This is a genomic window from Micromonospora sp. NPDC007230 (assembly GCF_042869115.1).
Lineage (GTDB): Bacteria > Actinomycetota > Actinomycetes > Mycobacteriales > Micromonosporaceae > Micromonospora.
The window spans coordinates 24,322-50,927 of record NZ_JBIAFE010000011.1 but is presented as its reverse complement, the minus strand read 5'-3'; the positions used below and the strand labels follow the sequence as shown (position 1 = coordinate 50,927).

Here is a 26,606-nt window from a genome sequence, read left to right as displayed (position 1 = left end):
CGCGCTCAGAGCCGCAGCGCCTCCGGGGCGTGCAGGCGGAGCATGGTGGTGCCGACGTCGGGCGGGAGCCGCCGCCGGGTGGCGATCGAGACCGCCACCATCACCGTGAACGCCAGCGGCACGGTCCACGCGGCCGGCTGGGTGGTCAACGTGGCCGGCCAACCGGTCAGCGGCGGACCCAGCACGGTGAGCAGCACGGCGCCCATCGCGGCGCCGCCGCCGACCAGCACCCCGGCGGCGGCGCCCAGGTCGGTCAGCCCGCGCCACCAGATGCCCAGCACCAGCAGCGGGCAGAAGCTCGACGCGGCCACCGCGAAGGCCAGCCCGACCACCTGGGAGACGTCCAGCCCGGAGAGGTTGAGCGCGAGCACCGCCGGCACCCCGCCGGCGATCACCGTGGCCAGCCGGAAGCCGCGTACCGAGCCGCGGCCGAGGACGTCGGTGGAGATCACCCCGGCCACGCTGGTGAGCAGCCCGGACGAGGTGGAGAGGAACGCGGCGAACGCCCCGGCGGCGACCAGCGCGGCGAGCAGCCGGCCGACCTGCCCGTCGCCGAGCACCGCCCCGGGCAGCAGCACCACCACCGCGTCGGTCTGGCCGGTGACCAGCAGTTGCGGGGTGTAGATCCGGCCCAGCACGCCGTAGATGGTGGGCAGCAGGTAGAAGGCGCCGACCAGGGCGAGCACCACCAGGGTGGTCCGGCGGGCGGCTGCGCCGTCCGGGTTGGTGTAGAAGCGCACCAGCACGTGCGGCAGCCCCATGGTGCCGAGGAAGGTGGCCAGGATCAGCGAGTACGTCGCGAACAGCCCCCGGTCGTCGTCCCCGGCGGTGTCCGGCAGCAGCCAGTCCGCCGCGTCGGTGGCCGTACCGGAGACCTCCGGCACCGGGTCGCCGGCGGCGAAGTCGAGGCGGTCGCCGGTGCGTACCTCCCGGACGTCGCCGTCGGGGAAGGTGAGGGTCGCGCGGTGCTCGACCACGACGGTGGTCGCGGTCCGGAACGCCGGCCCGTCGGGCGGGGCCACCGCCGGGCGGGCGTCGGCCTGCCACTGCAACGCCAGGAAGATCGCGGGTACGGCCAGCGCGGTCAGCTTCAACCAGTACTGGAAGGCCTGGACGAAGGTGATCGCCCGCATCCCGCCCAGCGCCACGTTCGCGGTCACCACCACGGCGACCAGCAGCGCACCCACCGGGTACGGCGAGCCGGCGACCGTGGCCAGGGTCAGTCCGGCGCCCTGGAGCTGGGGCACCAGATAGAGCCAGCCGATGAAGATCACGAAGACGGTGGCCAGCTTGCGCAACCGCCGCGAGCCGAGCCGCACCTCGCAGAAGTCCGGCAGGGTGAACGCCCCCGAGCGGCGCAGCGGGGCGGCCACGAAGAGCAGCAGCGCCAAATAGCCGGCGGCGAAGCCGACCGGGTACCAGAGCACGTCCACGCCGTACTTGAGGATCAGGCCGGCCACGCCCAGGAAGCTCGCCGCCGACAGGTACTCGCCGCCGATCGCGGCGGCGTTCCAGGTCGGGCTGATCGCCCGGGAGGCGACCAGGAAGTCGGAGGTGGTCCGGGCCAGCCGCAGCCCGTAGAAGCCGATCCCGACCGTGACCAGGGTGACCGCCACGATGGCCGGGACGACGTACCCGTTGCCCATCTCAGCGCTCCGGCCGCTGGACCAGGTCGGTGAAGTCCTGCTCGTTCCGTTCCGCCAGTCGCACGTACGCCCAGCCGACCGCGATCAGGAACGGGAACGCGGCCACTCCGAGCAGCAGCCACGGCAGGTTGACCCCGAGCACGGTGACCCGACCGACCGAGGGTGCGATGGCAAACAGCCAGGGCAGGCCGCCCAGCCCGATCAGCACCAGCAGGCTGAGCCGCAGGGCCAGCGCGAGCTGGGCCCGGACCAGCCCCCGGACCAGCGCCTCGCCGACCCGGGTCTGCTGGGTCAACTCGGAGCGGGTGCGGTCCGCCCGGCTGCCCGAGCGGGACACCTCGGCCAGCACGATCCGCGTACGCCCGGGCGGCTCGGCCGCGCGCGGGGCCGGCACCGGAGCGGCAGCCGGCCGCCCCGGAACGCCTCGATCGTCCGCTCCGGTCATCTCCGGCAGTCTCGCCTGATCACCGCGAATGTCAAGGTTCCGCGACGGCGTCCGTCGCACCGGCCTGTGGACAACTTGTGGAGAACGCGTCACTCCTGTGGACAACCCGGTGGATGGCGGTGGGTTCGTTGTGGACGACGGGGCGGGATGTCAGGGTGGTCGGGTAGGGAGGAGGTGTGACAGTGACCAGCCCGGCTCGGCCCGGCCGAGGCGAGGCCTGGACGGTGGACGACCTCCAGGACCTCCCCGAGGACGGCCAGGACTACGAGATCTTCGACGGGAGCCTGCTCGTGTCCCCCCACGCGGACGTCTTCCACGGGGCGGTCGCCAACCGCCTCCGGCGGCTCCTCGACCGGCAGGCGCCGGCCGGCCTGCTCGTCGGGCAGGACATCGGAGTCAGCGCGAAACGCTCGTCGTACTTCGTGCCGGATCTATTCGTGGCTCGGGAGGACGCCCTCGACCGGGGCGGTGCCGCGCTCGACCCGGCTGATGTGCTTCTCGTGGTCGAGGTGATCTCGCCGAACAACGCCGGCCGGGACCTGGTGCTCAAGCGCCACGAGTACGCCGCGGCCGGCATCCCCCGCTACTGGCTGGTCGAGCCGCGGAAGCAGACCCTGACCGTGCTGGAGCACGTCGGCGGCGGCTACCGCGAGGCCGCCCAGGCCGGGGTGACCGACGTCTACCGGGCCGGGGAGCCCTTCCCGCTCGCGTTCGCGGTGGCGGACATCTTCTGAGCGCGTCCCGGAACCTTCTTCCCCGCCCGCGAGTGGGAGAGGTGGAGAGGGGAGGTGACGGTGTCCGACGGTGATTTGATCTCCGAGCTCTACGCTGGCTGCTTCCGCCGGCTGGTGGTCCAGATCTATGCGGTGACCGGGGATCTGAGCGAGGCACAGGAGGCGGTCCAGGAGGCGTTCACCCGAGCTCTGGCCGCGCCCGGACGGTTCGCCCGGCTCGACAACCCGGAGGCGTGGCTGCGGCGGGTTGCGGTGAACGTGGCCCGCAGCCGACACCGGCGGCGACGCGTGCTGGACCGGTTGCTGCTCCGGATCGGTCCGCCACCCGCCGTCGCCGATCGCTCGCCGGAGCACCTGGCCCTGCTGGCGGCGTTGCGGGACCTGCCCGAGGGGCAGCGACACGCGCTGGCCCTGCACTACCTCGTCGACCTGCCGGTCGACGAGGTCGCGGCGACCCTCGGCGTCTCCTCCGGCACGGTGAAGTCCCGCCTCTCCCGTGGGCGGCAGGCTCTGGCAGCGCTGCTCAGCGACTCCGACGTCACTGGCAGCACCAGCACCAGGAGGACCGATGTCCGATCGTGAGTTCTCCGGCTTCAACATCGACACCGTGGCAGACGCCGTTCGGCAGCCGCCACTCGACGAGTTGCGTGGGGTGGCCCGCTCCCGCTGGCACCGGTCGGTCGCGCTGGCGGCGACGGCCCTGGCCGCGCTGGCCGCGATGGCGGTCGCACCGCTGGTGTCCCCGCCAGAGCAGCATGAGCCGGCGGTGCCGGACAGGCCATCGCCCGGTCCCACCCTGTTTGGCAACCCCGGCGACTTCACGCTTACCGGTCCCGCCTCGGGGGTGGACGTGCGCATCGACGGCTGCGTACTCCGCTTCGCGCGCACCGACGACGGGGGCCGGACCTGGTCCGACTGGGACGCGGCCCGGTACCAGGCCACCAGATGCAAGCGCGGCTCCACCGAAACGGCGGAGAAACTGGAGTACTCCGTGCTCGGTGACCGGTCGTATCTGGTCGACGACGGTGGACTGCTCCGCCTCTCTACGGACTACGGCCGTACGTGGCATGACGCGGACCGGGCGATCGCGGGGGTGCGCGCGTTTCCGGCGGCAGCCCGGCCGGTCTTCTGCCAGTTCGGCTGCGGGGCGATGAATGAGCCGCTGGCGGTGGACCCGTCGACCGGCAAGGTTTACCGGCTCACAGGCGAGCCGCCGTCGCTGCTCCAGCTGTTCAGCCTCTACCCGGCTCCGGATGGCACCATCTGGGCGACGTACCGGGCAGGTGGTGCGGCGACCACCGGGGCCCGCAGCGCCGACCGGGGCGCGACCTGGAAGACCTGGCAGCCACCGGACAGTACGAGCCTCCTGGCGCTGGTGGGGGTCGACGACCGCGAGGGGTACCAGCTGATGTCGTCCCGGGCCGGCTCGACCACGCTGGCGCGGACCACGGACGGTGGGGCGAGCTGGACCGCCACGGGCGCCGACCTGCCGGAGCGACCGCACTGGGACCTGACGGTGGGGACGGACGGCTCCCTGCTGGCGATCACGCAGACCGGGCCGGAGGACAGCCGCTCGGCCGAAGTTTTGGTCAGCCGGGACGACGGACGGAGTTTCACGGTGGCGCGGGGGAAGGGCTGGCCCGTCGGTTCGGTCAGTGTCGCCCCCGGCTATGCCTGGCTCTTCGGCCGGTACGACGGGTCGAACGGCGAGCCGGACCATTTCGTCCTCACCCGCGACGGGCGTACCTGGACCCAGTTCGACCTCGCCCTCTGATTGGCGCGGCGGCGCGGCCGAACGGCCGGGCCGCCGCGGACTCACGCCAGGCCGACCGGACCGGGTGGGCAGTCGCGGAGCCGAGCCAGGTGTGCGGGTTGCCGTACCAGCACCAGCCGAGCTTCGGCGCGCCCTGGCTGATCCTGCCGAGAGAAATTTCGGCTAGCGGTTCCAGTCCTGTTTCGCCGCCCGGACCAGCTTGTCCTTCAGCTCGCGTGTGTGCCGGCGGCTGACCGGCAGCTCCGTCCCGTCGATCACCACCACGTAGCCCGAGTTGACCAGCCGCAGCTCCGCGATCAGCTTCAACTGCACCAGGTACGACCGGTGGATCCGCACGAAACCGGCGTCCGCCCAGCGCTCGGCGAGGGTGGCCAGCGAGACCCGGACCAGGTGCGAAGCGTCCGCGGTGTGCAGCCGGGCGTAGTCGCCCTGCGCCTCCACCCAGCGCACCGCCGAGCGGGGCAGCATCCGGGTCGTCCCGGCCAGCTCGATCGGGATGGTCGGGTCCTCCTCCGCCCGGGCCAGGGCCGCCGGGTGCGACGGCACCACCCGGGAGCCGATCACCCGGCGCAGCGACTCGGCCAGCCGCTCGGCGCGTACCGGCTTGCGCACGTAGTCGGTGGCGCCCAGGTCGAAGGCGTCGACCGCGCCGTCGTCGTACGCGGTGACGAAGACGATCGCCGGTGGCCGGGCGAACCGCCGCAGCACCCGGGCCAGCTCCATCCCGTCCAGCCCGGGCATCCGGATGTCCAGGAAGACGACGTCCACGTCGGCGTCGCGGAGCACCCGCAGCGCCTCGGTGGCGTCCCCGGCCGTGTGCAGCCGAGCCACCCGGGGATCGGCCCGCAGGTGGTACGCCAGCTCGTCCAGCGCCGGCGGCTCGTCGTCCACCGCCAGCACCCTGAGAAAACCGGATGCCGTCACTGTGCTGACCCCGTCGTTCCCTCGCTGCGCCCGCTCACGAACCCGCCCGTACCCCGGGATGGAACTTCGGCACCCGCATGCTCACCTTCGTACCCGAGCCCAGGCCGGTCTCGACGGTCAGGCCGAACCGGTCCCCGAAGACCGACCGCAGCCGCTCGTCGACGTTCGACAGGCCCACGTGCTGCCCCGCGTCGTCGGTCGGGTCGCCGCCCGCGGCGGCCAGCTCGGCAATGCCGGCGGTGAGCGTGGTCGGATCCATCCCCACTCCGTCGTCCTCCACCGTGATGTGGCACTCGGCGCCCGCGTCCCGGGCCTCGATGCTCACCATGCCGGTGCCCGGCTTGCGGGACAACCCGTGCCGGACCGCGTTCTCCACGAGCGGCTGGAGGCAGAGGAACGGCAGGGTCACCGGCAGCACCTCCGGGGCGATCTGCAGGCGCACCTGGAGCCGGTCGCCGAACCGGGCCCGCTCGATGGTCAGATACCGGTCGATCGAGCGCAGCTCCTCGGCGAGGGTGGTGAACTCGCCGTGCGCCCGGAACGAGTATCGGGTGAACTCGGCGAACTCGAGGATCAGCTCCCGGGCCCGCTCCGGGTCGGTTCGGACGAACGAGCCGATCGCGGTCAACGCGTTGTAGATGAAGTGCGGGCTGATCTGGGCGCGCAGGGCGCGTACCTCGGCCCGGGCCAGCCGCTCCCGGGACGAGTCCAGCTCGGCCAGGGCGAGCTGGTCGCCGGCCCAGTGCGCGGTCTCCAGGGTCGCCTGCACCAGCCCCGGGGCCGGCTGCTCGTCGGCGATCGCCACCAGCGCCCCGACCACCCGGCCGTCCGCGCTCAGCGGCGCCACCACCGCGCCCCGCACCGGGCAGTCCACCAGGTCGCAGCGCAGTTCCGACTCCCGCAGCACGGTCGACCGCCCGGCGGACGCCGCCCGCCGGGCCGCCGCGAGCAACTGGTCGCCGTGGTGCGCGCCGCGCCCGTCGAGGGCGAGCAGGGCCTCCCGGTCCGTCAGGGCCAGCCCGGCCGCGCCCACCAGCGCCCGCAGATGGCGTACGGCCTTCGCCGCGCCCGTGCTGCTCAACCCGGCTCGCAGCGGCTCGGCGGCGAGGCCGGCGGTATGCAGCACCTCGTAGGTGGCCCGCTGGGTGGCCGTGGCGATGCCCCGCCGGGCGCGCAGCCGCAGCACCGCCCAGAGTGCCGCGGCGAGCGCGGTGACCAGCGAGACGACGCCGAAGACGGCGGAGAGGTTGCCACCCACGGCCCAGATCCTCGCGGCTCGGGGGCCGCCCGCCAAGGGGTCAGTACGCGCCCTTGCGGGCCACCACCACCCCGATGGTCCGCCACAGGATGCTCAGGTCGTACGCCAGCGACCAGTTGTCGACGTAGTAGAGGTCGAGCCGGACCGCCTCGTCCCAGGAGAGGTCGGAGCGACCGGAGACCTGCCAGAGCCCGGTGATGCCCGGCCGGACCAGCAGCCGGCGGCGGACGTCGCCGAGGAAGTCACCGTCGTCGGCCGGCAGCGGACGCGGCCCGACCAGCGACATCTCGCCCCAGAGCACGTTGATCAGCTGGGGCAGCTCGTCCAGCGAGGAGGCGCGCAGGAAGCGGCCCACCGGGAACACCCGCGGATCCTGCTTGATCTTGAACAGCATGCCGTCGGTCTCGTTCTGGTCGACCAGGCTGGCCAGCCGCTCCTCGGCGTCGGTGTACATGGTCCGGAACTTCCAGACCCGGAAGGTCCGCCCCTCGTGCCCGACCCGGGGCTGCCGGAAGAAGACCGGCCCGGGGTCGGAGATCCGGATGGCGACCGCGATGGCGAGGAAGAGCGGGATCAGCAGCACCAGGCCCAGCCCGGCGGCCAGCCGGTCCATCAGGTTCTTGACCAGCAGCGCCGGGCCCGACAGGGTCGGCTCCTCGACGTGCAGCAGCGGCAGGCCCTCGATCGGGCGGATGTGCACCCGGGGGCCGGCGATGTCGGTGAGCTGGGGCGCGACCACCAGGTCGACGCCGGAGCCCTCGAGCTGCCAGGCCAGCCGGCGCAGCTCGCCCGGCTCGGCGCTGGCCGAGCCGCAGACCGCGATGGTGTCCCCGCCGACCTCCCGGACCAGGGCGAGCACGTCCCGGCCGGCGTAGACCGGCACCGGGGTCTCGATGCCGCGCGCGGCGGCATACCCGTCCGTCAGGTGGATGGCCACCGGCACCAGGCCGGCCCCGGGGCTGCGGGTGACCGTGGTGTAGACCTCCAGGCACTCCGGCAGGGTGCCGACCAGCACCATCCGGTGCCCGGCCTGACCCGCCCGGCGCCGGACGACGTGCAGCAGGAAACGGGCGACGAGGCGCTCCAGCAGGATCAGCACCAGCGCCCCGAGCAGGGCAGTGCCGACCGTCCACCGGGACAGCCCGGTCGTCTTCGTGGCGAAGGCGAGGAAGGAGACCGTCGCGGCGACCGCGACGCCGCCGCGGACCACCCGTTTGAACTCGTCCGGGCCGAGCCCCAGGTAGCGGCGGTCGTACGCCCGGTTCCCCCAGAGGATGACCAACCAACCGAGTGGCAGCAGCAGGAACGCGACAGTGTAGAACCAGGTGGGGTCCTCGTCGGCACCGTAGAAGCCGGAGGACGCCTGCTGGAAGCTCTGGATCGAGATGAAGCTCGCCAGCGCCGCCGCCGCGAAGTCGAGCAGGAGCAGGATCGCGGTGTAGGGGCGGTGCCAGCGGGACACCCGGCGACGGGCGCGGGCCCACGCCGACCGGGGTACGCCGTTGTGCGACGGCGGAGTCGGCGGCTGGATCTCGAAGCTGTCGACGTGCCGCACGCTCTTGCTCCGGCCTGTGTTGGTTACCGGGCGCTGGAGGCTTGTCGTCACCTCAACCCATGTCCTCCCGCATGACACGCGCCCTCACTCGCCGTGAGGACCCGGGTCGCCCACCGTCCCAGTCTCCCACGCGGGCCCGGTCGGGACGGCCCCCCGAAGGAGATGCCGTCCGTCGGTGCTCGTAGGGATCTGGCCGGCTCCGTATCGGTTGTGAAGCCGGGGACCGAGCCACTATACCGATGGATGGCGGCCCCGGTAGAGGCGCGAGTGGGACGTTCGGCGATCCGCAGCCGATTCCTCTCCGTAGTCATCCCGTGTGATTACTCACCGTACGAGGCGGGACAACCTTCGGTCAGCGAGCGGCTTGCCGCCGGTCTGGCAGGTCGGGCAGTACTGGAGGCTGGAGTCGGCGAACGAGACCTCGCGGACGGTGTCGCCACAGACCGGACAGGGCAGCCCGGTCCGGGCGTGCACCTTGAGGCCCGAGCGCTTCTCCCCCTTCAGCTCGGCGGCCCGCTGCCCCATCGAGCGCCGGACCGCGTCGCCGAGCACCGCGCGGGTCGCCGCGTGCAGCACGGCGAGCTGGTCGTCGGTGAGCCGGTCGGTGATCGCGAACGGGGACAGCTTCGCCGCGTGCAGGATCTCGTCCGAGTACGCGTTGCCGACCCCGGCCAGCACCGCCTGGTCGGTCAGCACCCCCTTGACCTGGCCCCGCCGGCTGCGTAGCCGCTCGGCGAAGGTGGCCAGGTCGGCGTCGAACGCGTCCGGGCCCAGCTTCGTCACCCCGGGCACCAGCGCCGGGTCGGTCACCAGGTACGCGGCCAGCTTCTTCTGGGTGCCGGCCTCGGTCAGGTCGAAGCCGGAGCCGTCGTCGAGGCGTACCCGCAGGGCGATCGGGCCCTTGCCGGGGCGCAGCGGGGCGGCCGACGGGAACGCCTCCCGGTAGTGCAGCCAGCCCGCGCGGGCCAGGTGGACCACCAGGTGCAGTCCGCCGTCGAACCGGACGTCCAGGAACTTCCCGTGCCGGCCCGCGCCGACCACCGCCTTGCCCGCCACCGCGCTCGGCGGCGGGTCGTACGTCTTCAGGGCACTGATCGCGGCGACCTCGATGCGCTCGACGCGCCGGCCCACCGCGCGCTCGCGCAGGTAGCCGGCGAGCGCTTCCACCTCCGGTAGTTCGGGCACCGTACAACGGTAGCCTTCTTTCCCGTGAGAATCGTGGTGGCGCACAACCGGTACCGGGAAGCCCAGCCCTCCGGCGAGAACACGATCGTCGACGCGGAGATCGCCCAGCTCACCGCGGCCGGGGTGGAGGTGCTGCCGTTCCTGCGCAGCTCCGACGAGATTCCCACCATGTCGAAGCCGGCCAAGGCGCTGCTGCCGATCTCGCCGATCTGGGCGCCGCAGGCCCAGCAGGACCTGGACCGGCTGCTCGCCGAGCACCGTCCGGACGTGCTGCACCTGCACAACCCGTACCCGTTGCTCTCGCCCTGGGTGGTGCGGACCGCGCACAAGCGCGGCGTGCCGGTGGTGCAGACGGTGCACAACTACCGGCAGGTGTGCTCCTCCGGGCTCTACTTCCGGGACGGGGTGATCTGCCAGGACTGCCGAGGGCGGGCGCTGGGCGTGCCGGCGATCGTGCACCGCTGCTACCGGGGCTCGCGGGCGCAGAGCGCCCTGATGGCCACCACCCTCGCCGTGCACCGCCCGACCTGGCGGTCGGTGGACCGGTTCATCGCGCTCACCACCGCGGTCGCCGACCACCTGCGGGACTACGGCATCCCGGACGAGCGGATCGTGGTCAAGCCCAACGCCGTCCCCGACCCGGGTACGCCGGCGCCGCTCGGCGACGGGTTCCTATTCATGGCCCGCCTCACCCCGGAGAAGGGGCTCGACCTGCTGCTGGAGGCGTGGCGGCGGCACCCGGTGGGGGCCCTGGGCACGCTGCGGATCGCCGGCGACGGCGAGCTGCGCCCGCTGGCCGAGGCGGCCGCCGCCGACCGCCCCGACGTGATCTACCTGGGCCAGCTCGACCGGGCCGGGGTGCGCGCCGCGATCGAGGCGAGCGCCGTGGTGCTGGCGACCTCCACCTGGCACGACGTGCTGCCGACCGTGATCATCGAGGCGCTGGCCAGCGGCCGTCCGGTGCTCGGCACCGCGCTCGGCGGGATCCCGTACCTGGTCGGCGCGGACACCCCACGGGAGCCCGCGGGCACCGGGCCGGCCGAGGTGGCCTCCGCCGTCGCCGGGGACTCCGCTGGCCCGGCCATCCCCGACGGCGTCCAGGTGGGCGAGGCCGGCTGGGTGGTGGCCCCGGACCCGGGCGCGCTGGCCGCCGCCCTACCGGTGGCGCGGGCCGGTGCGGCGCGGCTCGCCCCGGCGGCCCGGGCCCGCTACGAGCGCACCTTCCACCCCGACGTGGTCACCAAGCGCCTCATCGACATCTACGCCGATGTGGCGCGGAGCCGGACGGCGGCCGCCGGGGACCGCTGACCCCGCGGACCTCCGTGCGGTCATCACCGAGTGTGATTCCGCCTCGGCGGTCGCCCAGTTCTCACTCAACGTGGCCGGCGAAGGGCGCCCGCTCGGGGAGTGCTTCACCCGCCCCTGAGCATTTTCGGCGCTGAGCTGGGCCGATGCCGGATTCCCAGGGATTCCCGCCAGGCCCGCTTCGCCGCCTTTGCTATGCAGCCATCGACGCAACAGGCACTCTCAGCTACCGCTGCGTCCGTGGCTGCAGAGCAAAGCGAGTGGGGTGGCGGGCGCGACCGCGTGTGGAAGGTCACTCACCGTCGCCCGGGACCGCTGGGCGTGGCACCGGCCGGGGCGCGGCCGGTCTCAGCCGCGGCCGTCAGCGGAGGGAGGCGCGGGCGGAGAACGTGATGCTGGCGAGCAGGAAGCCGCCGTTGACGATCGTGAAGGCGACGACCAGCCAGATGGTCAGCGCCGGGGCGACGGTCAGCACCAGACCGGCCAGGAAGATCACTGCGCCGTAGTCCCGGACCAGCTTCACCAGGCGGACCGGGAACGAGGACGAGGTGACCATGCTGGCCGCGTTTGGGCCAGCCTGCATCACCGAGGTGACCAGGTTGACCATCCAGGTGCCGGCGAAGACGACCATCAGCCAGGTCGGCGTCGACGGGCGCTGCGCCACGGCGGTCGCCCCGAGGGCGGCGACCAGGGCGATCTGGACGGCCACGTCGCAGAGCACGTCGACCCGGGCACCCGCCGCGTTGCCCTGACCGGTGACCCGGGCGAGCTGCCCGTCCGCGCAGTCCAGCGCGTAGGCGAGCTGCCAGCCGACCAGGGCGACCAGCCCGACCGCCCAGGCCGGGACGTCGCCGGCGGCCACCGGGCCGGCCAGCGCGACCACGGTGACCGAGGCGGCCAGGCCGAGCACCAGGTTGGTGACGCTCAGCGCGGTGGGGCGCAGCCCGAGCCGCTGGGCGGCCAGCGCGAAGACCGCCCCGATCCACTGGCTGACCGACTCGCTGAACAGGCCGCCGCCCCGGTTGACCCGGTGGAAGTCGGCGACGGCGGGCCGGGACGGGTCAGCCAAGGTCATCGCGAAGTTCATCGGCGTAATCTCCCAGCCGCCGGCGGGTCTCGTCGGGCGACATCGCAAGGTGTTCGAGGATGGTGTAACGGCCCGGCCGGGTGGCCGGCGCATACTGCACCGCCTCGACGAACTGCTCGTCGGTCAGGCCCAGCTCGGCCGGCGTGGTCGCCAGGCCGTGCCGGTGCAGACAGCGGACGAGCTGCCGGAAGCGCTCGGTCTCCCCGCGCAGGAAGGTGCAGAACAGCGCGCCGAGGCCGACCTGCTCGCCGTGTGAGCCGGTGCCGGGGTAGAGCTTGTCGATGGCGTGCGAGATCTCGTGGTCGCCGCCGCTGGCCGGTCGGGTCGACCCGCACACCGAGCTCGCGATGCCGCCGAGGATGAGCGCCTCCGCGAGGGTGGTGAGGAAGCCGTCGTCAGTGATCTTGCCGGGGTGGTTGAGCAGCGCCTCGGCGCCCGTCCGGGCGAGGGTGAGGGCCAGGCCGTCGATCGGTTCGCCGCGTACCTCGTGCGCCAGCTCCCAGTCGGCGCAGGCGCTCAGGTTGCTCACCGCGTCGCCGATGCCCGCCTGGGTCTGCCGGTCCGGCCCGCTCTCCACGAAGTCCAGGTCCACGATCACCGCGATCGGGATGTGCACCCCGTAGGAGCCCTTGCCGCCCTCGTGATCGAGCGAGGCGGTGGGCGAGGCGATGCCGTCGTTCGCCAGGCTGGTCGCCACGGTCACCATCGGGATGCCGTAGCGGGTGGCGGCGTACTTGGCGGTGTCGATGGTCTTGCCGCCACCGATGCCCACCACCGCGTCGTACTGGCGGCGGCGCAGCCGGTCACCGAGCTGGTTGGCCGCGTCGATGGTGCCGCCGGTGACGGTGAACACGTCGGCCGCGCCGAGGGACGGCCGGCACAGCTCGACGATCTTCTCGCCCTGACCGGGGCCGACCACCACCGCCACGTCGCCCCCGGTGGAGATCCGCCGGTCGGCGAGGAGCGGACCGAGGTCGGCGACCGCACCGCGGCGGACCTCGATCGCCAGCGGGGTGTTGACGGTCCTGGCTAGTAGCGGCACGCGATCTCCCACGCCCGAGCCAGGTCGGCGTGGTTGTCGACCTCGACCCAGGAGACGTCACCGATCGGCGCCGCCCGCACCTCGCCACCCCGGTCGGCGAACTCCTGGTAGCCGTCCTCGTAGTAGAGGTTCGGGTCGCGCCGCCAGGTCGCCTCCAGGGCGTCGGCGAGCGCGTCGGCCACCTGCGGCTCGATCAGCGTCGCACCGATGTACTCCCCGTACGCCTCACCCGGGTCCATCAGCTTGGTGATCCGGGTGAGCTGGCCGGCCGCGTCGAAGGTGGTCTTCATCTCCTCCTCGGCCAGCGGCTTGAGCGTGTCGACGGCGAGCAGGATGGCCGGCCCGCGCTCGGCCAGCAGGGTCTTCTCCACGCTCACCGGGTGCACGGTGTCGCCGTTGACCAGCAGCACGCCCCGGGAGAAGTGCTCCCGGGCCAGCCAGAGCGAGTAGGCGTTGTTCCACTCCTCGGCCTTGTCGTTGAACACGAGGGTGATCTTGACGCCGTACTTCTCCTCCAGCGCCGCCTGCCGCTGCCGGACCGCGTCCGCCGCGTAGCCGACCACGATCACGATCTCGGTCAGGCCCACCTCGGCGAGGTTGCGCAGCGCGATGTCGAGGATGGTGATCTCCCCGTCCACCGGCACCAATGCCTTCGGCAGGGTGTCGGTGTACGGGCGCAGCCGACGCCCCGCACCGGCTGCCAGTACCATCCCGATCATGCCGACGCCTCCCCACGACTGACACATGGTCATCGTGGAGAATAGCGTCACCGCCCGGCAGTGCTCCGGCCAACCGGTGTTAGCCGGTCGTTCAGCCAGGAAGCACCCTGAATTCGGCTATAATGCGCGGCCGTTTCCGCAGCTCAACGGGCGTCGGTCACCGGCTGATCGAACGCCGGGCGGCGAAGGCGTCCTCGCGATCAGCCCGTCCTTGATGTCGCGGCACGCTCGTGGTGGTGACGGGCTTGTCCCGGTACGCATCGATGGCCCACCATGTCCGTACCGAGGCCACCGTCCCACAGGGGTGATGCGTGATGCAGGTTCGGGAAGCGATGTCCAGTGAGGTTCTCGTGGTCGGCCCGGAGCACACGCTCCGCGAGGCGGCCCAGATGATGTCGGCCCGCCGGGTCGGGTCGGCGGTCGTGCTCGACCCGGACTCCGAAGGGGTCGGGATCATGACCGAACGCGACGTACTCAAGGCGATCGGCGCCGGGCTCGACCCGGATGTCGAACGCACCGGAGCCCACCTGACCTGGGACGTCGTCTACGCCGGCCCGGACTGGACGGTGGAGGAGGCGGCGGTCGCCATGGCCCGCGGCGGCTTCCGGCACCTGGTCGTGCTCGACGGCCGGGAGGTGGCCGGCGTGATCTCGGTACGCGACCTGATGCGGGTCTGGGCGCGGGAGCACGCCGCCGCGAAGGTCTGAGCCGACGGCGGAAATGACGATGGCCCGGCCGAAACGGCCGGCCGGTCGTCGTACGGTTCTCAGGTGGTCGGACGGATCGACCGCCCGCATGTTGAACTTCGCGTGTATGCCGGTCGGAGCGGCCGGACCAGGCCCTAGGCTCGTGCGCATGACCGCCGAGCAGCTGATCTCTTTCGCCCGTGGCGCTCCCTCGCTGGACATCGTCGATGTCGAGGGGCTCAAGGCCGCCGCCGTCCGCGCGTTCGACGCCGATCCCGCCGGGATCACGGCGTACGGCACCTCCGTCGGTTACCCGCCCCTGCGAAAGTGGATCGCGGACAAGCACGGCGTCGAGGCCGATCAGGTGCTGATCACCAACGGCTCCCTCCAGGCCGACGCCTTCCTCTTCGACCACCTGGTCCGCCGCGGCGACGCGGTGGTGGTCGAGCGCCCCACGTACGACCGGACGCTGCTCAACCTCCAGCAGATGGGCGGCGAGATCCACGGCGTGTCGATCCAGCCCGACGGTCTGGACACCGCCGAGCTGCGCAAGCTGCTGGAGTCCGGGGTGCGCCCCCGGCTGGCCCACGTCATCCCGAACTACCAGAACCCGGCGGGCGTGACCCTGTCCCTGGAGAAGCGCCGCGAGCTGCTGGACCTGGCCGCCGAGTACGGCTTCACGATCTTCGAGGACGACCCGTACGCGGACATCCGGTTCCGCGGCGAGCCGCTGCCGTCGATGCTGTCGATGGACACCCGGGGCGTGGTGGTGCACGCCTCCAGCTTCACCAAGACGGTCTGCCCGGGGGTCCGGGTCGGCTACCTGGTCGGCCCGCCGGAGTTGATCGCCGGGATCGCGAAGCGGGCGACCAACCTCTACATCTCGCCCGGCATGGTCTCCGAGGCGATCGTGCACCAGTTCTGCGTCTCCGGTGACATCGAGCGGTCGATCCAGACCGTGCGGACCGCCCTCGGCGAGCGGGCCCAGGTGCTCGCGGAGTCGCTGCGCCGGCATCTGCCCGAGGCCCGGTTCGTCGAGCCGGACGGTGGCTACTTCCTCTGGGTGGAGCTGCCGGAGGACGTCGAGGTCGACCGGGTCGCCCCGGCCGCCGCCGAGCGCGGGGTGGCCGTGGTCAAGGGCAGCGACTTCATGATCGACGGCGGTCGACACGCGCTCCGGCTGGCGTTCTCCGCAGTGACCGCGGACCGGATCGACGAGGGTGTCCGGCGGCTGGCCGAGGCAGTGGCGGCGGTCCGGGGCTGAATTTCTGTCGGGTTTCTGACAAAAAGACGATGCCGGCCGGTTCAGCACTCCCGCTGGGCCGGCCGGCGGCTCACAATGCTGCGAGCGCCGTTCGCCTGTCGTTGACGGGTCCGTTGCCCGGGGAGCCGCACGCGGCCCTCGTCCGGACCGCCGGCGCGCGCAGCACAACTCCCGCCCCCAAGGGTGCCGGGTGGGCCGTGTCGCCCCTCACCCCCCTGACGCGGCCGGCCCGCCCGGCGCCACCTTCGCGGCGTGACGGCGGTCGCAGCGCGGCCGCCGCTGCCGGCCGCTCGGGCTGCGATTCGCCCCGATCGGCGTAACCTGCAAGCCGCAGCACCGTCGGAAGGGGGCGAGATGACGGACCGGGTGGCACGCGAGCGCACCGCCGGGCAGAACGGCGGGCGGATGATCAGACCACGGGCCTGGGCGGCACCGGTACGTGCCATGTCCCGCATCCTCAACGCCGACGGCTCCCCCCGCACGCCCGAGCCGGCCGACACCGGCCGCAGCGGGATCGTCGACTGCGGCCTCTACGTGGAGGGCAAGCGCCAGTCGGGCGAGTGGGGTTACGCCGACGCCCTGGCGGCGGCCCGCAAGGAGCGCAACGCCTTCGTCTGGCTCGGCCTGCACGAGCCGGAACTGGACGAGATGAGCGCGATCGCCGCCACCTACGGCCTGCACGAGCTCGCCGTGGAGGACGCGGTCAAGGCCGAGCAGCGGCCCAAGCTGGAGCGCTTCGGCGAGGTGACGTTCCTGGTGCTGCGCACCGCCCGCTACTGCGAGCACGCGGAGCTGACGGAGAACTCCGAGGTGGTGGAGACCGGCCAGGTGATGCTCTTCATCGGGCCGAACTTCCTGATCAGTGTCCGGCACGGCGACGCCTGCCGGCTCGCGCCGGTCCGGGCCGACCTGGAGGAGAAGCGGGACCTGCTGCGGCACGGCCCGTGGGCGGTCGCGTACGCGGTCACCGACCGGGTGGTGGACCTCTATCTGGAGGTCGCCGACCGGCTGGAGGACGACCTCGACGTGTTGGAGGCGGACGTCTTCGACCGGCAGGGCAGCGGGCGGATCCAGCGGATCTACCAGATGAAGCGGGAGCTGGTGGAGTTCAAGCGGGCGGTGGCACCGTTGCAGCGTCCGCTGCTCACCCTCACCTCCCAGGTCAACCGGGAGGTGCCGGAGGAGATCCGGCGCTACTTCCGGGACGTGCAGGACCACCTCAGCCGCACCGTGGAGCAGGTCAGCTCGTACGACGACCTGCTGAACTCGATCCTCCAGGCCCGGCTGGCCCAGGTCACCGTCGACCAGAACAACGACATGCGCAAGATCGCCGCCTGGGCCGCCATCGCCGCGGTGTGGACCGCGATCGCTGGCATCTACGGCATGAACTTCGATGTCATGCCCGAGTTGAAGTGGACGTACGGCTACCCGGTCGTGCTGGCGGTCATGCTCACCATCTCGCTCGCCCTCTACCGCTGGTTCCGCCGCAACGGCTGGCTGTAGCCGGTCCCGGGCAACCGGAAGCGCCGGCCCGCGCGGCCGGCGCTTCCGTGGTCGACCGGGTCAGCGGCCACCGCTGGACTTGGCGGAGTTCTTCCCCGCGTTCACTGCCTTGCTGACGTCGGTGGCCGGCCGGCCGGAGGTGTCCCGGGCGCCCTCGGCGACCGAGGGGACCTTGTCGGTCGGCTGGATCACCGGCTGGCTGCTGGACTTGGCGGTGGCCGCGCTGCCGTTGCCGCCCATCGCCGAGCTGCCGGCGCCGGTCCGGCCGGCCTGGGTCACCTTCGCGGTCGGGTCGGGGGTCTCCACCACGATGGTGTCGACGTCCTCGCGCATCGGCTCCAGCGTGCCGGTCGGGTCGTACTCGGCCCACTCCTGCTGCTCGCGGCGGCGGCGCATGGCCATCGCGCCGGCCAGGCCGGCCACCGCGCCGGCGGCGAACAGGCCGGTCAGCATGCCCCGCGACCGCTTCCGCTTTCTGGCGGCCTTGAGGTTCTTCGCCTTGGCCTTCCGGGTCGCCGCGGCCTGCCGGGCGGCGGCCTTCCGGCCAACCACCGCCTTCTTGCCCGCGGCCTCGGCCTGCGCGTTGCGCACGGCCAGGACCAGCGGCGCGAGCGTGGCCGCCGTCGAAGCGAGCCCGTCCGACGCCCGGTCCCGGACCATGATCGCGGTGGGCGCGGCGGCAGCCCGGGCTGCCTGGACCCGCGGGCCGACACCCTTCGCGGCATGCGCCGCGGCCTGCCTCAGGTGACCGATGCCCTGGCTCAGCTCGGCCTTCGCGAGCTGCCCCTGGGTCTTACGCCGCCCGATTCCAAACACGGTCCCACCTCCTGGGAGTTGTTCCTCCGTCATCCTCCACCTTCGGATGCCTCCGCATGGCCAGATCGGGCACATGGGAGGATCCGCATGGAACTGACCAACGAGTGAGGAGTACCCGTGGCCGAGGCTGTCTACGCCACCTTGCACACCAACGCTGGCCCGATCCGGCTGGAGCTCTTCCCCAACCACGCGCCGAAGACCGTCCGCAACTTCGTCGAGCTGGCCGAGGGCACGAAGGAATACATCGACCCGCGGACCGGCCAGCCGGGCAGCGGGCCGTACTACGACGGCACCGTCTCGCACCGCGTGATCAGCGGGTTCATGGTCCAGATGGGCGACCCGACCGGCACCGGTCGCGGCGGCCCGGGCTACAAGTTCGCCGACGAGTTCCACCCGGAGCTGCGCTTCGACCGCCCCTACCTGCTGGCGATGGCGAACGCCGGGCCGGGCACCAACGGCTCGCAGTTCTTCATCACGGTCTCCCAGACGCCGCACCTGAACAACCGGCACACCATCTTCGGGCAGGTCGCCGACGAGCAGTCGGCGAAGGTCGTGGACTCGATCGCGAACACCCCGACCGGCCCGAGCGACCGGCCGCTGCAGGACGTGGTCATCGAGCGCGTCGAGATCGAGCGCAAGCCGTCCTGACCACGGCCCGGGTACCTTTGCTCGCATGACTGAGCGCTCCGGGCAGACAGGTGACGCCACCGGAGGACCGGTGCCGACCACTCCGGTCTGCTACCGGCACCCCGATCGGGAGACGTACGTCCGGTGCACCCGGTGTGACCGGCCGATCTGCCCGGAGTGCATGCGGGACGCCTCCGTCGGGCACCAGTGCCCCGAGTGCGTCAGCGAGGGACGCCGTAGCGTGCGGCCGGCGCGTACCGCCTTCGGTGGCGGTGCCGCCGGCCGCCAGGGCTACGTCACGAAGATCCTGATCGCGCTGAACGTGCTGGTCATGATCCTGTCCATCGCTTCGGCCGGCAGTGCCGGCCTCGGCAGCCTGCTCAGCGGCTCCACGCCGCTGACCAACTGGGGGTCCGTGCTCGGCCTGGCCTTCCTCCCCGACCACACGCTCGGCGGGGTCGCCGATGGGCAGTGGTACCGCCTGGTCACCGCGATGTTCCTGCACTACGGCCTGCCGCACCTGCTGCTCAACATGTGGGGGCTCTGGGTGCTCGGCCGGACCCTCGAAGCGGTACTCGGCCCGCTGCGCTTCCTGGCGCTCTATCTGATCGCCGGGCTCGGCGGCAACGTCGCGGTCTACCTGTTCACCGCGCCGAACCGACCCTCGGCCGGGGCGTCGACGGCCATCTTCGGCCTCTTCGCCGCGATCTTCGTGATCATGCGCCGGCTGGGTCGGGACACCTCGGCCATTGTGCCGATCCTGGTGATCAACCTGATCTTCACCTTCACCGTGCCGAACATCTCCATCGCCGGTCACCTGGGCGGCCTGGTCACCGGCGCGGTGATGGCGCTGGTCCTGGCGTACGCGCCGCGGATGCGGCGGACCGGGTTCCAGGCGGCGGGCGGGGCGATCGTGCTGGTCGCGCTCCTCGGGTTGGTCCTCGTCCGCACCTCGATGCTCACCGGCTGAACGGGCGTCCCGGCCGGCCCTGCCGCCGGCCGGGTCAGCCGGTCCCGTCGGCGCGGGCGGCGCGCAGCACCTCGGCCACCTCTTCCGGCGGCGCGTCCAGGTCGTACCGGCCGAACAGGTGCAACGACTCGCCCGCGTCGATCTCCAGCGTCTCGGCGGTCAGCCCCCGCCGGGTACGCCGTTCCACCCGGATCGCCTCCACGGCCGGCCAGGGCAGCCGCCGGCGGCCGGCGAAGCCCTGGATCACCGTGACGCCCTCCGCGTCCACGGCCAGCCGGACCGGCGCGACCAGGTCGCGTACCCCCCAACCGGCCAGCACGGCGGCGGCCAGCCCGGCGAGCACGAGCTGGACCCGGTCGCCGGCGGCGAAGAGCAGGCCGAGCGCGACCAGGACGAGCGCCGCGACCAGCTTGGCCACCGGCAGGACCGCCGGCACCCGCCACTGCCGGGCCGGAGTCGACTGGGGATGCACGGTCCCAGCATGCCAGCCGACCCGTCCCCGGCGCGACGGACGGGTAGCGGGGGGAGGACGCCCGGCCGGGTGAGGACGTAGGATCGGGTCAGCCCAAGTTACCGGGGAGTAAATATGAGTGACGCGGTCATCGTCGGTGCGGTACGGACCCCGGTCGGGCGGCGCAAGGGCAGCCTCGCCGGCGTGCACCCGGTCGACCTCTCGGCGCATGTGCTGCGCGCCCTCGCCGAGCGGACCGGCATCGACCCGGGCCAGGTCGACGACGTGGTCTGGGGCTGCGTGTCCCAGGTCGGCGAGCAGTCGTGGAACGTGGCGCGCAACGCCGTCCTCGCCGCCGGTTGGCCCGAGTCGGTGCCCGGCACCACTCTCGACCGGCAGTGCGGGTCGAGCCAGCAGGCGCTGCACTTCGCCGCCGCCACCGTCCTCTCCGGGCAGGCCGACCTGGTGGTCGCCGGTGGCGTCGAGTCGATGACCCGGGTGCCGATGGGCTCCAGCGTGGCCGGCGGGATGCCGTTCAGCGCGGCGATCCTGGAGCGCTACCGCGGCGTCGAGGGCGTCGCCGCGGACAGTCCGCTGCCGTTCAACCAGGGCGTCGGGGCCGAGCTGATGGCGGAGCGGTGGCGCTTCTCGCGCAGCCAGCTCGACGAGTTCGCGCTGGCCAGCCACGAGAAGGCGGCCGCCGCGCAGGACGCCGGGGCGTTCGACCCGGAGCTGGCCCCGGTGGCGCTCGCGGACGGCGGCAAGTTCACCGCCGACGAGGGCATCCGCCGGGACACCTCGCTGGCCAAGCTCGGCGAGCTGGCCACCCCGTTCAAGGCCGACGGCGTGGTCACCGCCGGCTCCGCGTCGCAGATCTCCGACGGGGCCGCGGCGCTCGCGGTCACCACCAGCGAGTGGGCCAGCCGGCACGGGCTGCGCCCGCTGGCCCGCGTACACACCGCCGTGGTCGCCGCCGACGATCCGGTCACCATGCTCACCGCCCCCATCCCGGCCACCGCCAAGGCGCTGCGCCGCGCGGGGCTGGGCATCGAGGAGATCGGCGTGTACGAGGTGAACGAGGCGTTCGCCCCGGTGCCGCTGGCCTGGCTCGCGGAGACCGAGGCGGACCCGGAGCGGCTCAACCCGCGTGGCGGGGCGATCGCCCTCGGCCACCCGCTCGGCGCGTCCGGTGCCCGGATCATGATCACCATGCTCCAGCACATGCGGGACAACGGGATCCGCTACGGCCTGCAGACCATGTGCGAGGGCGGCGGCATGGCCAACGCCACCATCGTCGAGCTGCTCTGATCGACTGAATCGCCTCCGTCGCCGGGCCGCCGGTCGCCGACCTGCGGTCGTCCGCCAGGATGACCTGAATCGGTCTGGCTCCGATCTGGACAAACGGCCGGGACGTGGCGAGAATCAGCAGGCCGGCGGAGAGCGAGTGACGCATATCGTCCGCCCGCCGGCCTTCCAACCACGGGGAAAGATCAGGTAGTCGTGAAACCCACCTTCTCGCGGCCTGTGCTGCGTGGCGCCGCCCGCCGGGCGCTGGCCGCCGTGGCCACCGCCACCCTCGGCGCCGGCCTGGGGCTGACGGTCACCAGTAGTCCGGCCCACGCGGCCATTTCACCTCAACCCGGCACCTACACGGGGCTCGGCTTCGACGCCTGCACCGCCCCGACCAGCGCCCAGATGCAGGCCTGGCGCCAGTCGTCGCCGTACCGGGCCGTCATCATCTACTTCGGCGGCATCAACCGCGGTTGCCGGCAGCCCGCTCTCACCGCCGACTGGGTGGCCGCCCAGACGGCCGCCGGCTGGCACCTTGTTCCGGTGTACGTCGGCCTCCAGGCTCCGTGCCTGGACAGCGCCGATCAGCGCATGGACCCGGACCAGGCGCAGGCGCAGGGCCGATCCCAGGCAGACGACGCCGTGCTGCAGGCGCGGAGCCTGGGCCTGCCCCGGGAGAGCGTGCTCATCTACGACATGGAGGACTACGACGGCGGCGACGCCGCCTGTACGACGGCGGTCAACACCTTCATCAGCGCCTGGACCGCCCGCCTGCATGATCACGGCTACTTCTCCGGTTTCTACAGCAGCCTGGCCCGCGGGGTCGCCGACCAGGTCGCCGCGTACGACGCCCCCCAGCATGTGCGTCCCGACTACCTGGACTTCGCCCGCTGGGACAACGTCGCCACGGTCTCCGACCCGCGCATCCCGGCGAGCTACTGGTCCCCGAAGCGTCGCATGAAGCAGCACGTCGGCCCGCACGACGAGACCTGGGGCGGGGTCACCATCAACATCGACGGCGACTACCTCGACGTGGCGCCGCTGCCTGCCACACCGGTCGGTGACTTCAACGGCAACGGGTGGTCCGACCTCATGTACCGGGACCGTCTGACCGGGGAGCTCTACCTGCAACCGGGTAACGGGACCACGCTCGCCCCCAGGATCTCGCTCGGTCGCGGTTGGTCGGGGCTGGACGAGATCGTCCGGGCCGGCAACTTCGACCGGGCTGGTGGCGAGGACGTCATCGCGCGTGACGCCGTAACCGGAGACCTCTGGCTCTACCCCGGCACGGGCACGGGCACCTTCTCGTCACGGGTCAGGGTCGGCACCGGCTGGGCCGACCTCCGGGAAATCACCCCCATCGGCGATTACAACCGTGACGGCTACCCGGACCTGGTCGCGGTGACCACCACCGGGGCGCTCTACCTCTATCCGGGCCGGGGTAACACCTTCGGTAGCCGGGTGCTTCTGGCCAGCAGCGGCTGGACCAGCCTGGACGAGCTGACCGGGGGCTCGGATCTGGACGGCGACGGGTACGTCGACCTGATCGCCCGGCAGAAGAAGACCGGCGACCTCTACCGTTACCCAGTGACGACCGCAGGGAAGCTCGGCGCGGCGACCAAGGTGGGTAGCGGCTGGGCCGGTCGGCGGGATCTCACCCAGGTTGGCGACTTCGACCGGGACGGCCGGGCGGACCTGGTGGCGATCGACTCGACCACCCACCTCCTCTACCGCTACCGCTGGCTCGGTTCCGGGTGGTCCGCCCCGATCATGCTCAGCAAGCCGGCTTCGCGCCTGCAGGACCCTCTGCTGTGACGTCGCGGTCGGGCCGGTCCGGCCGGCCCGACCGTCGGACACGCAGTGCGATTTGCATAGGTGGAAGTTCCAGAAATCGGGGGTGACCCATATCACCCCTGCTCACATGCTCGTTGCATCTTGCATGGACGTGTTCTCGCGAACGTTCCTTCCGGCCGCCGCCGAGACCGGCCTGGCGACCCAGACCGTCAGCCGGCACATGCCGGTGTTCCGCCGGTGCGTGGGCTCCGGCGACGCCACCATCCTGGTGACCCGATGCAGCCGCCCGGACCACCCGATCGGCGGCGAATACCTGATGCTCCTCACCCACCGCCGCCTGGTGGTGACCCAGCAGACCCGGGTGCTGCACCGGCTGCGCCTGCACCTCAACACCGAACTGCGCGAGCTGAGCAACGTGACCTGGAGCCCGGACCCCCGGTCGCACAGCGTCGAGCTGGCCGCCACCGCGATCGACGGGGTCCGCGAGCGGTTCCTCATCCGTACCCACCACCCGAAGCAGGTGTGGCAGGTCGACGCCCTGCTCAACCACGCCTTCCGGACCCGGCTCCGGACGTCGGCGGAGCGGCTGGTCGCCACCATCGGCGAGCCGCCGGTCGGCACCCGGCCGGCCGTGTTCCGCCCGGCGCCGGTGCGCTGACCGGCTCCTTACCGAACCCGAACAGTCCCTGACAGCCCGGTCGGGCGCCGGTCGGTAATCATTGGCCGGTGACCGCCGAAACCGCGCCGCGCGGGCTCGTCCTCGTGGTCGAGGACGAGCCGGCCATCGCCGATCTGGTCCGGCTCTACCTGGCCCGGGACGGGTTCGGCGTACACCTGGAACGGGACGGCACGGCCGGGCTGGCCGCCGCGCGGCGGTTGCGCCCGGTGGCCTGCGTGCTCGACATCGCGCTGCCCGGCCTGGCCGGCACCGAGATCTGCCGGCGGCTGCGCGAGGCCGGCGACTGGACGCCGGTCATCTTCCTCACCGCCCGGGACGACGAGGTCGACCGGATCGTCGGCCTGGAACTGGGCGCCGACGACTACGTGACCAAGCCGTTCAGCCCGCGCGAGCTGGTCGCCCGGGTGCGGGCGGTGCTGCGCCGGGCCGCCGGGGCGGCCGCCGGGGCCGAGCAGCCCCGGGTGGTCGGCGCGGTCACGCTGGACCCGGCCCGCCGGACGGTCACCGCGGCCGGCGCCCCGGTCCAGCTCACCTCCACCGAGTTCGACCTGCTCGCGCACCTGATGGCCCGGCCCGGCCGGGTCTTCACTCGGGAGGAACTGCTGGCCGGCGTCTGGGGGTACGCCGCGCACGCCGGCACCCGGACGGTGGACGTGCACGTCGCGCAGGTACGCGCCAAACTCGGCCCGGCCAGCGTGATCCGCACCCACCGCGGCGTCGGGTACGCGGCCGATGCCTGAGCACACCCACCAGCCCACCGTCGCGCTGCCGGTGCTCGGGCCCCGCCCGGCCCCGCCCCGGCGGCGCCTCGCGCACACCCTGACCGCCCGCGCGGTCCTGGTCACCTGCGCGGTGGCGCTGGTGTCGGTGCTGGTCACCGCGCTGGTCGCGGTCCCGCTGGCGGTACGCGGCGCCGAGCGGCGCGACCAGGAGGCGCTGGCCGCCCAGGCCCAGCTCGCGGCCGGTGTGCTCCGGGTCAGCGCGGCGCGGCAGCGGGACGCCGCCGGGGAGCGGCTGATCCGCCAACTCCGCCAGCAGGACATCGACGTGTACCTCATCCGGGCCGGCCAGGTGGATCGCCCCGGCCTGCCCCAGCAGGTGGTGAGCCGGGTGGCGTCCGGGCGGGACGTCTCCGGCCGGCGGCTGGTCAACGGCGAACGGGCGCTGGTCGAGGGGCGGGCGCTGGCCGGCGGCGACGGGCTGGTGCTGACCCGGGCCACCACCAGCGGACCCTGGCGGCAGGTGCTGCGCGGCCTCTGGCTGCCGCTGCTCGCCGGGCTCGCCGCCGGGGTGGTCGCCGGCCTGCTGCTCGCCCGCCGGCTGGCCCGGCCCATCCGGACCGCCGCCCGTGCCGCCGCCCGGCTGCGCGGCGGGGACCGGGCGGTCCGCGTACCGGTGGAGCCGCCGGACGAGGTGGCCGACCTGGCGTACGCGCTGAACGGGCTGGCCGCCGCGCTGGCCACCAGCGAGGGGCGGCAGCGGGAGTTCCTGCTCTCCGTCTCGCACGAACTGCGCACCCCGCTCACCGCGATCCGGGGCTATGCCGAGGCGCTGGCCGACGGGGTGATCGAGGCGGATGCGGTGCCGGCCACCGGGCGGACCATGCTCGCCGAGGCCGAACACCTGGACCGGCTGGTCGCCGACCTGCTGGCGCTGGCCCGGCTGGAGGCCGCCGACTTCCCGCTGGAACCGGGCCCGGTCGACCTGACCCGGCTGGCCGCCGACGCGGAACGGACCTGGTCCGACCGGTGCGCGGCGGTCGGGGTGCCGTTCCGGGTGGAGACGCCCAGTGGGCCGGTGCCCACGTACACCGATCCGGGGCGGATCCGGCAGGTCGTAGACGGTTTGCTGGAGAACGCGCTGCGGGTCGTACCGCCGGGGGCGCCGATCGTGCTCGCGGTCCGGCCGGCCGGCGCGGACCCGGCTGCGGGCGGCGTCGTCGAGGTCCGCGACGGCGGACCCGGCTTCACCGACGACGACCTGGCCGTGGCGTTCGAGCGCGGCGCGCTGCACCAGCGGTACCGGGGTGTGCGCAAGGTGGGCAGCGGCCTGGGCCTGGCGCTCGCCGCCGGGCTGGTCCGCCGCCTGGGCGGCGACATCACCGCCGGGCACGCCCCGGAGGGCGGCGCGGCCTTCGCCGTCCGGCTGCCCGGTGATCCTTACCTGACCCGAACATCGGCCTGACGATCCGCTCGTGCGCCCGGGCGACGATGACAGCACCACGGACCAGAGAGGACAACCGATGGCACGTCAGGGAATCGTCACCGGCGTCACCGCGCTGCTCGCGGCCGCCGCGCTCGGCCTCACCGGCTGCGGCCCGGCCCCGCTCGCCGCGGACCCCGCGAAGGAGACCGCGGTCGAGGTGGCCGCCGCCATGGGGGCGGACGGTCAGGCGCTCGCCGCGCTGGGCTTCGACGCCGCCGAGCTGGACGTCGACCCGGTCGCCGCCCCGGCCGGTGAGCAGGCCGGTCCGCAGGACAAGCGGGGTGAGCGGGCGGAGGAGTGGCGGAAGCGGCACCGGGCCCGGGTGCTGCTCCGGAAGAACACGCTGCACGGCGAGGTCGTGGTGCAGACCAAGGACGGCGGTACGAAGACGATCGCCGTCCAGCGCGGCCAGGTGACCGCCATCGACGAGCGGTCGATGACCGTGAAGTCCACCGACGGCTTCACGATGACCTGGACCTTCGGCGACAAGCTGCGGGTCGTCGAGCGGCGCACCACCGTGCGGTCCAGCGACATCAAGGTCGGCACCACCGTCGGGGTCGCGGGTGCCAAGGACGGAGACGGTGGCAGCGCCCGGCTGATCGTGGTGCCGGTCAGGCAGCGGTGAACGGAGGGGGCCCCGCTTGCCG

27 protein-coding genes are annotated in these 26,606 nt (G+C 72.8%); 15 read left to right on the top strand and 12 right to left on the bottom strand.

What is annotated here, in order from left to right:
- Positions 1 to 5 precede the first annotated feature (5 nt).
- Both ACFYML_RS17380 and ACFYML_RS17375 read right to left on the bottom strand, forming a co-directional pair.
- The gene (locus ACFYML_RS17380; RefSeq protein ID WP_387421566.1) at positions 6 to 1,646 is read right to left on the bottom strand and encodes a cation acetate symporter; all 1,641 of its coding nucleotides are present in this window, start codon (positions 1,644 to 1,646) and stop codon (positions 6 to 8) included.
- A gap of 1 nt (position 1,647) precedes the next feature.
- A complete protein-coding gene (locus tag ACFYML_RS17375; protein ID WP_387421565.1) occupies positions 1,648 to 2,091 on the bottom strand; it encodes a hypothetical protein in 444 nt (147 codons plus the stop codon).
- A 182-nt stretch (positions 2,092 to 2,273) separates the two neighbouring features.
- Here ACFYML_RS17375 and ACFYML_RS17370 point away from each other — a divergent pair, with 182 nt between their 5' ends.
- From ACFYML_RS17370 to ACFYML_RS17360, 3 genes are read left to right on the top strand one after another with little or no spacing between them, the layout of a single operon-like run.
- The gene (locus ACFYML_RS17370) at positions 2,274 to 2,825 is read left to right on the top strand and encodes a Uma2 family endonuclease (RefSeq protein ID WP_387421564.1); all 552 of its coding nucleotides are present in this window, start codon (positions 2,274 to 2,276) and stop codon (positions 2,823 to 2,825) included.
- Between the two features lie 60 nt (positions 2,826 to 2,885).
- On the top strand, positions 2,886 to 3,407 hold the full coding sequence (locus tag ACFYML_RS17365) for an RNA polymerase sigma factor (RefSeq protein ID WP_387421563.1): 522 nt from the start codon (positions 2,886 to 2,888) through the stop codon (positions 3,405 to 3,407).
- Positions 3,394 to 4,599: a WD40/YVTN/BNR-like repeat-containing protein gene (locus ACFYML_RS17360; protein WP_387421562.1), complete on the top strand. Its 1,206-nt coding sequence runs from the start codon at positions 3,394 to 3,396 to the stop codon at positions 4,597 to 4,599. Before ACFYML_RS17365 ends, ACFYML_RS17360 begins: the two co-directional genes overlap by 14 nt.
- Here the strand turns inward: ACFYML_RS17360 and ACFYML_RS17355 are convergent.
- The 5 genes from ACFYML_RS17355 to ACFYML_RS17335 all read right to left on the bottom strand — a co-directional run bounded on the left by ACFYML_RS17355 (position 4,553) and on the right by ACFYML_RS17335 (position 9,521).
- Positions 4,553 to 4,741, bottom strand: a complete 189-nt coding sequence (locus tag ACFYML_RS17355; protein ID WP_387421722.1) for a DUF5701 family protein — start codon at positions 4,739 to 4,741, stop codon at positions 4,553 to 4,555. The genes ACFYML_RS17360 and ACFYML_RS17355 overlap by 47 nt on opposite strands.
- Positions 4,742 to 4,761: 20 nt before the next feature.
- Positions 4,762 to 5,523: a LytTR family DNA-binding domain-containing protein gene (locus ACFYML_RS17350; RefSeq protein WP_357434340.1), complete on the bottom strand. Its 762-nt coding sequence runs from the start codon at positions 5,521 to 5,523 to the stop codon at positions 4,762 to 4,764.
- A 34-nt stretch (positions 5,524 to 5,557) separates the two neighbouring features.
- Positions 5,558 to 6,781 (bottom strand): histidine kinase, encoded by a 1,224-nt coding sequence (locus tag ACFYML_RS17345; RefSeq protein ID WP_357434339.1) that lies wholly within the window; start codon positions 6,779 to 6,781, stop codon positions 5,558 to 5,560.
- A gap of 40 nt (positions 6,782 to 6,821) precedes the next feature.
- Positions 6,822 to 8,336, bottom strand: coding sequence for a sugar transferase (locus tag ACFYML_RS17340; RefSeq protein ID WP_387421561.1), 1,515 nt, complete (start codon positions 8,334 to 8,336; stop codon positions 6,822 to 6,824).
- A 324-nt stretch (positions 8,337 to 8,660) separates the two neighbouring features.
- On the bottom strand, positions 8,661 to 9,521 hold the full coding sequence (locus tag ACFYML_RS17335; RefSeq protein ID WP_387421560.1) for an Fpg/Nei family DNA glycosylase: 861 nt from the start codon (positions 9,519 to 9,521) through the stop codon (positions 8,661 to 8,663).
- 24 nt (positions 9,522 to 9,545) lie between these two features.
- On the opposite strand from ACFYML_RS17335, the gene ACFYML_RS17330 reads away from it, so the two are divergent.
- Entirely contained in the window at positions 9,546 to 10,829 is a 1,284-nt protein-coding gene (locus ACFYML_RS17330) for a glycosyltransferase (RefSeq protein ID WP_387421559.1), read from the top strand.
- Between the two features lie 358 nt (positions 10,830 to 11,187).
- Here ACFYML_RS17330 and ACFYML_RS17325 read toward each other — a convergent pair whose 3' ends face one another.
- From ACFYML_RS17325 to ACFYML_RS17315, 3 genes are read right to left on the bottom strand one after another with little or no spacing between them, the layout of a single operon-like run.
- Positions 11,188 to 11,913 (bottom strand): CDP-alcohol phosphatidyltransferase family protein, encoded by a 726-nt coding sequence (locus ACFYML_RS17325; RefSeq protein WP_387421558.1) that lies wholly within the window; start codon positions 11,911 to 11,913, stop codon positions 11,188 to 11,190.
- Positions 11,888 to 12,955, bottom strand: coding sequence for an iron-containing alcohol dehydrogenase family protein (locus ACFYML_RS17320; RefSeq protein WP_073837057.1), 1,068 nt, complete (start codon positions 12,953 to 12,955; stop codon positions 11,888 to 11,890). Before ACFYML_RS17320 ends, ACFYML_RS17325 begins: the two co-directional genes overlap by 26 nt.
- Positions 12,943 to 13,674, bottom strand: a complete 732-nt coding sequence (locus ACFYML_RS17315) for a sugar phosphate nucleotidyltransferase (protein ID WP_073837058.1) — start codon at positions 13,672 to 13,674, stop codon at positions 12,943 to 12,945. The genes ACFYML_RS17320 and ACFYML_RS17315 overlap by 13 nt, the downstream gene beginning before the upstream one ends.
- Before the next feature lie 314 nt (positions 13,675 to 13,988).
- Between ACFYML_RS17315 and ACFYML_RS17310 the strand changes: the two genes are divergently transcribed.
- From ACFYML_RS17310 to corA, 3 genes are all read left to right on the top strand, one after another.
- Positions 13,989 to 14,381, top strand: coding sequence for a cyclic nucleotide-binding/CBS domain-containing protein (locus ACFYML_RS17310; RefSeq protein ID WP_387421557.1), 393 nt, complete (start codon positions 13,989 to 13,991; stop codon positions 14,379 to 14,381).
- 148 nt (positions 14,382 to 14,529) lie between these two features.
- Positions 14,530 to 15,624: a PLP-dependent aminotransferase family protein gene (locus tag ACFYML_RS17305; protein ID WP_073837060.1), complete on the top strand. Its 1,095-nt coding sequence runs from the start codon at positions 14,530 to 14,532 to the stop codon at positions 15,622 to 15,624.
- 354 nt (positions 15,625 to 15,978) lie between these two features.
- Positions 15,979 to 17,127 (top strand): magnesium/cobalt transporter CorA, encoded by a 1,149-nt coding sequence (gene corA / locus ACFYML_RS17300; protein ID WP_387421556.1) that lies wholly within the window; start codon positions 15,979 to 15,981, stop codon positions 17,125 to 17,127.
- Between the two features lie 60 nt (positions 17,128 to 17,187).
- Here the strand turns inward: corA and ACFYML_RS17295 are convergent, their stop codons facing one another.
- On the bottom strand, positions 17,188 to 17,976 hold the full coding sequence (locus ACFYML_RS17295; protein ID WP_387421555.1) for a hypothetical protein: 789 nt from the start codon (positions 17,974 to 17,976) through the stop codon (positions 17,188 to 17,190).
- Between the two features lie 84 nt (positions 17,977 to 18,060).
- Between ACFYML_RS17295 and ACFYML_RS17290 the strand changes: the two genes are divergently transcribed.
- Positions 18,061 to 18,591, top strand: coding sequence for a peptidylprolyl isomerase (locus ACFYML_RS17290; protein ID WP_073837063.1), 531 nt, complete (start codon positions 18,061 to 18,063; stop codon positions 18,589 to 18,591).
- 25 nt (positions 18,592 to 18,616) lie between these two features.
- A complete protein-coding gene (locus ACFYML_RS17285; RefSeq protein WP_387421554.1) occupies positions 18,617 to 19,540 on the top strand; it encodes a rhomboid family intramembrane serine protease in 924 nt (307 codons plus the stop codon).
- A 34-nt stretch (positions 19,541 to 19,574) separates the two neighbouring features.
- Here the strand turns inward: ACFYML_RS17285 and ACFYML_RS17280 are convergent, their stop codons facing one another.
- The gene (locus ACFYML_RS17280) at positions 19,575 to 20,012 is read right to left on the bottom strand and encodes a PH domain-containing protein (RefSeq protein WP_387421553.1); all 438 of its coding nucleotides are present in this window, start codon (positions 20,010 to 20,012) and stop codon (positions 19,575 to 19,577) included.
- A gap of 114 nt (positions 20,013 to 20,126) precedes the next feature.
- On the opposite strand from ACFYML_RS17280, the gene ACFYML_RS17275 reads away from it, so the two are divergent.
- From ACFYML_RS17275 to ACFYML_RS17250, 6 genes are all read left to right on the top strand, one after another.
- Positions 20,127 to 21,299 carry an acetyl-CoA C-acyltransferase gene (locus ACFYML_RS17275; protein WP_073837066.1) on the top strand — a complete coding sequence of 391 codons (1,173 nt, stop codon included), beginning with the start codon at positions 20,127 to 20,129 and terminating at the stop codon, positions 21,297 to 21,299.
- A gap of 192 nt (positions 21,300 to 21,491) precedes the next feature.
- Positions 21,492 to 23,096, top strand: coding sequence for a glycoside hydrolase domain-containing protein (locus ACFYML_RS17270; protein WP_387421552.1), 1,605 nt, complete (start codon positions 21,492 to 21,494; stop codon positions 23,094 to 23,096).
- A 124-nt stretch (positions 23,097 to 23,220) separates the two neighbouring features.
- Entirely contained in the window at positions 23,221 to 23,733 is a 513-nt protein-coding gene (locus ACFYML_RS17265; RefSeq protein WP_073837067.1) for a hypothetical protein, read from the top strand.
- A 68-nt stretch (positions 23,734 to 23,801) separates the two neighbouring features.
- Positions 23,802 to 24,494, top strand: a complete 693-nt coding sequence (locus ACFYML_RS17260) for a response regulator transcription factor (protein ID WP_387421551.1) — start codon at positions 23,802 to 23,804, stop codon at positions 24,492 to 24,494.
- Positions 24,487 to 25,938: a sensor histidine kinase gene (locus ACFYML_RS17255; protein ID WP_387421550.1), complete on the top strand. Its 1,452-nt coding sequence runs from the start codon at positions 24,487 to 24,489 to the stop codon at positions 25,936 to 25,938. Before ACFYML_RS17260 ends, ACFYML_RS17255 begins: the two co-directional genes overlap by 8 nt.
- A 58-nt stretch (positions 25,939 to 25,996) precedes the next feature.
- A complete protein-coding gene (locus ACFYML_RS17250) occupies positions 25,997 to 26,584 on the top strand; it encodes a hypothetical protein (RefSeq protein WP_387421549.1) in 588 nt (195 codons plus the stop codon).
- The last annotated feature ends 22 nt before the right edge of the window (positions 26,585 to 26,606 follow it).

Bases quoted from the DNA above. Each gene is read 5' to 3' on its own strand.
- ACFYML_RS17315 (WP_073837058.1), bottom strand. From the start codon at position 13,674: ATGATCGGGATGGTACTGGCAGCCGGTGCGGGGCGTCGGCTGCGCCCG.
- ACFYML_RS17360 (WP_387421562.1), top strand. From the start codon at position 3,394: ATGTCCGATCGTGAGTTCTCCGGCTTCAACATCGACACCGTGGCAGAC.
- corA (WP_387421556.1), top strand. From the start codon at position 15,979: ATGACGGACCGGGTGGCACGCGAGCGCACCGCCGGGCAGAACGGCGGG.
- ACFYML_RS17325 (WP_387421558.1), bottom strand. From the start codon at position 11,913: ATGAACTTCGCGATGACCTTGGCTGACCCGTCCCGGCCCGCCGTCGCC.
- ACFYML_RS17310 (WP_387421557.1), top strand. From the start codon at position 13,989: ATGCAGGTTCGGGAAGCGATGTCCAGTGAGGTTCTCGTGGTCGGCCCG.
- ACFYML_RS17305 (WP_073837060.1), top strand. From the start codon at position 14,530: ATGACCGCCGAGCAGCTGATCTCTTTCGCCCGTGGCGCTCCCTCGCTG.
- ACFYML_RS17380 (WP_387421566.1), bottom strand. From the start codon at position 1,646: ATGGGCAACGGGTACGTCGTCCCGGCCATCGTGGCGGTCACCCTGGTC.
- ACFYML_RS17250 (WP_387421549.1), top strand. From the start codon at position 25,997: ATGGCACGTCAGGGAATCGTCACCGGCGTCACCGCGCTGCTCGCGGCC.
- ACFYML_RS17285 (WP_387421554.1), top strand. From the start codon at position 18,617: ATGACTGAGCGCTCCGGGCAGACAGGTGACGCCACCGGAGGACCGGTG.
- ACFYML_RS17295 (WP_387421555.1), bottom strand. From the start codon at position 17,976: ATGACGGAGGAACAACTCCCAGGAGGTGGGACCGTGTTTGGAATCGGG.
- ACFYML_RS17255 (WP_387421550.1), top strand. From the start codon at position 24,487: ATGCCTGAGCACACCCACCAGCCCACCGTCGCGCTGCCGGTGCTCGGG.
- ACFYML_RS17275 (WP_073837066.1), top strand. From the start codon at position 20,127: ATGAGTGACGCGGTCATCGTCGGTGCGGTACGGACCCCGGTCGGGCGG.
- ACFYML_RS17375 (WP_387421565.1), bottom strand. From the start codon at position 2,091: ATGACCGGAGCGGACGATCGAGGCGTTCCGGGGCGGCCGGCTGCCGCT.
- ACFYML_RS17265 (WP_073837067.1), top strand. From the start codon at position 23,221: ATGGACGTGTTCTCGCGAACGTTCCTTCCGGCCGCCGCCGAGACCGGC.